Raw genomic sequence first — 4,948 nt, 5'->3', positions numbered from 1 at the left:
GGACCGGGTGCTGGGCGGGGGCATCGTGGAGGGCGGCGTGGTGCTGATCGGCGGCGACCCGGGCATCGGCAAATCCACGCTGCTGTTGCAGGCGCTGGATGCGCTGCAGCGCGTGGGCCTGCCCACGCTGTACGTGACGGGCGAGGAAAGCGGCGCGCAGGTGGCGCTGCGCTCGCGCCGCCTGGGCCTGGACCACAGCCAGGTGAACGTGCTGGCCGAGATCCAGCTGGAAAAAATCCTCGCCACCATCGATGCCACCCAGCCCGCCGTGGCGGTGATCGACTCGATCCAGACGGTGTACTCCGACCAGCTCACGAGCGCCCCCGGGTCGGTGGCTCAGGTGCGCGAGTGCGCGGCGCACCTCACGCGGGCGGCCAAGGCCTCGGGCGTGACCATCATCCTCGTGGGCCACGTCACCAAGGAGGGGGCGCTCGCCGGCCCGCGCGTGCTGGAGCACATGGTCGATACGGTGCTGTACTTCGAAGGCGACACGCACAGCCAGTTCCGCCTGGTGCGCGCCATCAAGAACCGCTTCGGCGCGGTCAACGAGATCGGCGTGTTCGCCATGACGGAAAAGGGCCTCAAGGGCGTGACCAACCCGAGTGCCATCTTCCTGAGCCAGCACAGCGAGCCCGTGCCCGGCAGCTGCGTGCTGGTCACGCTGGAGGGCACGCGGCCCATGCTGGTGGAGATCCAGGCGCTGGTGGACGAGGGCGGCCCCAGTCCGCGCCGGCTGTCGGTGGGGCTGGACCGCGACCGCCTGGCCATGCTGCTGGCGGTGCTGCACCGGCATGCCGGCGTGGCCTGCATGGACCAGGACGTGTTCGTCAACGCCGTGGGCGGCGTGCGCATCAGCGAGCCCGCGGCCGACCTGGCGGTGATGCTGTCCATCACCTCCAGCCTGCGCGGCAAAGCACTTCCCCGCGGGTTCATCGCCTTCGGCGAAGTGGGGCTGGCCGGCGAGGTGCGCCCGGCCCCGCGCGGGCAGGAGCGGCTCAAGGAGGCGGCCAAGCTGGGCTTCAGCGTGGCCGTGGTGCCCAAGGCCAATGCGCCCAAGAAGCCCATCGAGGGCATCACCATCCATGCGGTGGAGCGGGTGGAGGAGGCGATGGAGGTGGTGCGCGGCATGGGCTGAAGGCCGCCCGCCGGGCGGCGATGCCGCGCCTACGCACCATCCACACCCGGCCCCGGCGGCCGCCATAGGACAATCTCGCCCCATGAATCTGCGCAACCTCTTCATTCCCGTCGGCATCGCGGTGCTGGTCTTCGCGGCCCACCGCTCCTATGGCTGGCAGGGCGTCATGGCGGTCGGGGGCGGGCTCGTGATGTGGGCGCTGCTGCATTTCACCCGGCTCATGAACGTCATGCGCAAGGCGGCCGACCGGCCCATCGGCCATGTGGGCAGCGCCGTCATGCTCAATGCCAAGCTGCGCAAGGGGGTCAATCTCATGCACGTGGTGGCCATGACGCGTTCGCTGGGCGAGCCGCTGTCGGCCGACGGCGAGGAGCCCGAGCGCTACCGCTGGACCGACGGCACGCAGTCGCACGTGACGTGCGAATTCCGGGCCGGCAAGCTGGTGGAATGGGCGCTCGTGCGGCCCGTGCCGCAGGAGGATGCGCCCCAGGCGCCGGCGGATGTGGCGGCCCCTGCCCGCGCAGACTCGTAAAATCGCGGGTTTTGCGACTTCCAGCAATTCCAAAGGAACCCCATGAGTCCCGTAGCTCCCTCGATGGCCGACCGTGACGGCAAGATATGGATGGACGGCCAGATGGTCGATTGGCGCGACGCCAAGATCCATGTGCTGACCCACACGCTGCACTACGGCTGCGGCGCCTTCGAAGGCGTGCGTGCCTACAAGACGGCCGACGGCACGGCGATCTTCCGCCTCGAGGAGCACACCGAGCGCCTGTTCAACAGCGCCAAGATCCTGCGCATGACCATTCCGTTCACCCGCGACGAGGTGAACGAGGCCCAGAAGGCCGTGGTGCGCGAGAACCAGCTCGAATCGTGCTACCTGCGCCCGCTGACCTGGATCGGCTCGCAGAAGCTGGGCGTGTCCCCCAAGGGCAACCAGATCCACCTGATGGTGGCGGCCTGGGCCTGGGGCGCCTACCTGGGCGAAGAGGGCATGAAGCGCGGCATCCGCGTCAAGACCAGCAGCTACACGCGCCACCACGTCAACATCACCATGACGCAGGCCAAGGCGGTGAGCAACTACACCAACTCGATCCTGGCCAACATGGAGGCCCTGGACGACGGCTACGACGAGGCCCTGCTGCTGGACGCCTCCGGCTTCGTGTCCGAGGGCGCGGGCGAGAACGTCTTCATCATCAAGAACGGCGTGGTGTACACGCCCGACCTGTCGGCCGGCGCGCTCAACGGCATCACGCGCAACACCATCGTCCACATCTGCAAGGACCTGGGCCTGGAGCTGGTGCAAAAGCGCATCACCCGCGACGAGGTGTACATCGCCGACGAGGCCTTCTTCACCGGCACCGCCGCCGAAGTGACGCCCATCCGCGAACTCGACCGCCTCGCCATCGGCGGCGGCTCGCGCGGCCCGATCACCGAAAAGATCCAGAGCGCCTTCTTCGACATCGTGAACGGCCGCAACCCCCAATACGCCCACTGGCTCACCAAGGTCTGAAGAACATGTCGCAAGCCATCGTCGAACTGGTCGCCAAAGACCTCAACCCCCAGGGCGGCGTCTTCTGCCCCAGCCCCAAGGCGGACATGAAGATCTGGAACACCCACCCCAAGGTGTACCTGGACGTCGCCCACACGGGCGAGGCCAAGTGCCCCTACTGCGGCACGGTGTACCGCCTGAAGGCGGGAGAACGCGTCCATTCCGGCCACTGATTGATGCCGGCTGAACGCGGCAGCGCGGCCCGCCCCACGCTCACGGTGGCGGTGCTGACGCTGAACGAGGGCCACCGCATCGAGGCCTGTCTGGCGAGCGCCTCGTTCGCCGACCAGATCGTGGTGGTGGACAGCGGCAGCACGGACGACACCGTGGCCGTGGCGCGGCGCCTGGGTGCCCAGGTGCATGTGTATCCCGACTGGCAGGGCTTTGCCGTGCAGCGCAACCGCCTGCTGGCGCATGCCACGGGCGACTACGTTTTCTTTCTCGACGCCGACGAGGTGATGGGCCCCGACTTCCGCGAGGAGCTGCAGGCCATCGTGCGCTCGGGCGAGCGCGCGGTGTGGAAGATCCGCTGGCGCATGGTGGCCTTCGGCCACGAGTTGCGCTACCTGCGCACCACCTCGACCGTGGAGCGCCTGTTCCGGCGCGACATGCTGCGCGAGTACATGGGCGTGGTCCACGAGGAGGCCGTGCTCACCGAGCCCGGCGTGCCGCGCCACGTGATGCGCGCGCGGCTGCTGCACCACTCGCGCGAGACCGTGCGCGGCAGCCTGGAAAAGCTCACGCAGTACGCCATGCTGGGCGCCGCCAAGCGCGCGGCGGCCGGCAAGCGCGGCGGCGTGGGGCGCGGGCTGGCCTCGGGCGCGAGCATGTTCGTGCGGCTGTACGTGCTGCGGCTCGGTTTCCTGTGCGGCGGTGCCGGTTTCCTTTACTGCCTGTTCGTGGCCCTGGAAGCGTTCTTCCGGTATGCCGCGCTGGAGTACGACAGCGACCGCCTGAGCGAGAGCGTGCGCCGGTGAAACCTTCGGATGTCTTCGCACGCCTGTCCGGCGTGGCGGCTTTCATGGTGCCCGGCCTGGCCCTGTGGCTGCGCTCGGGCTATTCGTGGGGCGCGGTGGTCCTGCTGCTGTGCAGCCTGGCCACGGCCGGCGTGTGGCTGCGCCGGCCCCCGGGCCGCGAGGCCTGGTGGCTGTTCGCCTCCATCGTCGCCATGGGCTTCGTGTGGGCCCTCGATTTCGACCCGGCCCAGGGCGGCTGGTCCAACCTGGACCGGCCGTCCAAATACCTGCTGGCACTGCCCTGCCTGTTCTACCTGCTGGCCTACCCGCCGCGTGCGGTCTGGCTGTGGTGGGGCCTCGCCGTGGGGGCGTGCGGCGCGGGGCTCATCGGCATCTACCAGACCGGCGTGCTGCACCTGCTGCGCGCCAACGGCTACACCAATGCGATCCAGTTCGGCGGCCTGAGCCTGCTGCTGGGCCTGATGTGTTCGGCGGCCCTGCTCGTGCAGTGGGGCCGCTGGGCACCCTGGCAGCGCGTGGGCTGGGTGGTGTGCATCCTGCTGGGCTTCGAGGGCTCGCTGCTGTCGGAGTCGCGCGGGGGCTGGCTCGTGCTGCCGCTGGCGCTGCCCGTGTGCGCGTGGCTGCAGGCCCGCTGCGGCCAGCGCCGGCTGGCGATGGTCGGGGCGGCGCTGATCCTGGCCGGCATGGCGGGCCTCATGGCGCTCAAGGCGCACGACGTGCGCTCCCGCGTGGACGAGGCGCGCCAGGAGATCACCCAGTACGAATCCAAGGGCGATGCGGCCAGCTCGGTCGGGCAGCGGCTCGCGCACTGGAAACTGGCCTGGTCCATGGGCCTGGACCGGCCGCTCACCGGCTGGGGCCGCTACGGCTACGAGGCCGAGAAGCAGCGGCGCGTGGCCGCGGGGCAGGCCCATCCGTTCGTGCTGCGGTTCAGCCATGCGCACAACGAGGTGCTGGACATCTTCGCCAAGCGCGGCCTGCCCGGCGTGGCGGTGCTGCTGCTGTTCTATGCGGTGCCGCTCGCGCTTTTCTGGCCGACGCGCCGGCGCGTCTGCCGGACCACGGAGCACGGCACCATGGACCCCCAGGTGCTGTGCCTGCGCATGGTGGGCGTGCTGCTGCCCATCGCCTACATTGGCTTCGGGCTCACGCAGGTGTTCCTGGGCCACAACAGCGGCACCATGTTCTACCTGTTCATGTGCATGCTGGTGCTGGCCATCCTGCAGGGCCGCGAGCGCGATGCGCTGCGGCGGCGGGCGGCGCCGGCCGCCGTGCCGCAGGGCC

Annotated in this window: 6 protein-coding genes; all 6 read left to right on the top strand. The window is 69.6% G+C overall.

Annotation, left to right across the window (positions count from 1 at the left end):
* On the top strand, positions 1 to 1,135 hold a 1,135-nt coding region (gene radA / locus AC27IO_RS20290), incomplete at its 5' end, for a DNA repair protein RadA (RefSeq protein ID WP_498740446.1).
* Positions 1,136 to 1,217: 82 nt separating this feature from the next.
* Positions 1,218 to 1,667, top strand: a complete 450-nt coding sequence (locus AC27IO_RS20285) for a glycerate kinase (RefSeq protein ID WP_272565926.1) — start codon at positions 1,218 to 1,220, stop codon at positions 1,665 to 1,667.
* Between the two features lie 42 nt (positions 1,668 to 1,709).
* Positions 1,710 to 2,648 carry a branched-chain amino acid transaminase gene (locus tag AC27IO_RS20280; protein ID WP_284394640.1) on the top strand — a complete coding sequence of 313 codons (939 nt, stop codon included), beginning with the start codon at positions 1,710 to 1,712 and terminating at the stop codon, positions 2,646 to 2,648.
* A 5-nt stretch (positions 2,649 to 2,653) separates the two neighbouring features.
* Positions 2,654 to 2,860, top strand: coding sequence for a zinc-finger domain-containing protein (locus tag AC27IO_RS20275; RefSeq protein ID WP_272549760.1), 207 nt, complete (start codon positions 2,654 to 2,656; stop codon positions 2,858 to 2,860).
* 3 nt (positions 2,861 to 2,863) lie between these two features.
* Positions 2,864 to 3,664: a glycosyltransferase family 2 protein gene (locus AC27IO_RS20270; protein ID WP_272565923.1), complete on the top strand. Its 801-nt coding sequence runs from the start codon at positions 2,864 to 2,866 to the stop codon at positions 3,662 to 3,664.
* A partial coding sequence (locus AC27IO_RS20265; protein WP_498740443.1) for an O-antigen ligase family protein occupies positions 3,661 to 4,948 on the top strand: 1,288 nt, incomplete at its 3' end. The genes AC27IO_RS20270 and AC27IO_RS20265, both read left to right, overlap by 4 nt.

The sequence above is a fragment of the Acidovorax sp. KNOB132 genome (assembly GCF_057541515.1).
The sequence above is the reverse complement of the archived record's forward strand: the minus strand, read 5'-3'. Positions and strand labels throughout refer to the sequence as shown.

What these genes read in the sequence shown, in the direction of transcription:
- AC27IO_RS20275 (WP_272549760.1), top strand. Translation starts at nt 2,654, where the DNA reads ATGTCGCAAGCCATCGTCGAACTGGTCGCCAAAGACCTCAACCCCCAG.
- AC27IO_RS20285 (WP_272565926.1), top strand. Translation starts at nt 1,218, where the DNA reads ATGAATCTGCGCAACCTCTTCATTCCCGTCGGCATCGCGGTGCTGGTC.
- AC27IO_RS20270 (WP_272565923.1), top strand. Translation starts at nt 2,864, where the DNA reads ATGCCGGCTGAACGCGGCAGCGCGGCCCGCCCCACGCTCACGGTGGCG.
- AC27IO_RS20280 (WP_284394640.1), top strand. Translation starts at nt 1,710, where the DNA reads ATGAGTCCCGTAGCTCCCTCGATGGCCGACCGTGACGGCAAGATATGG.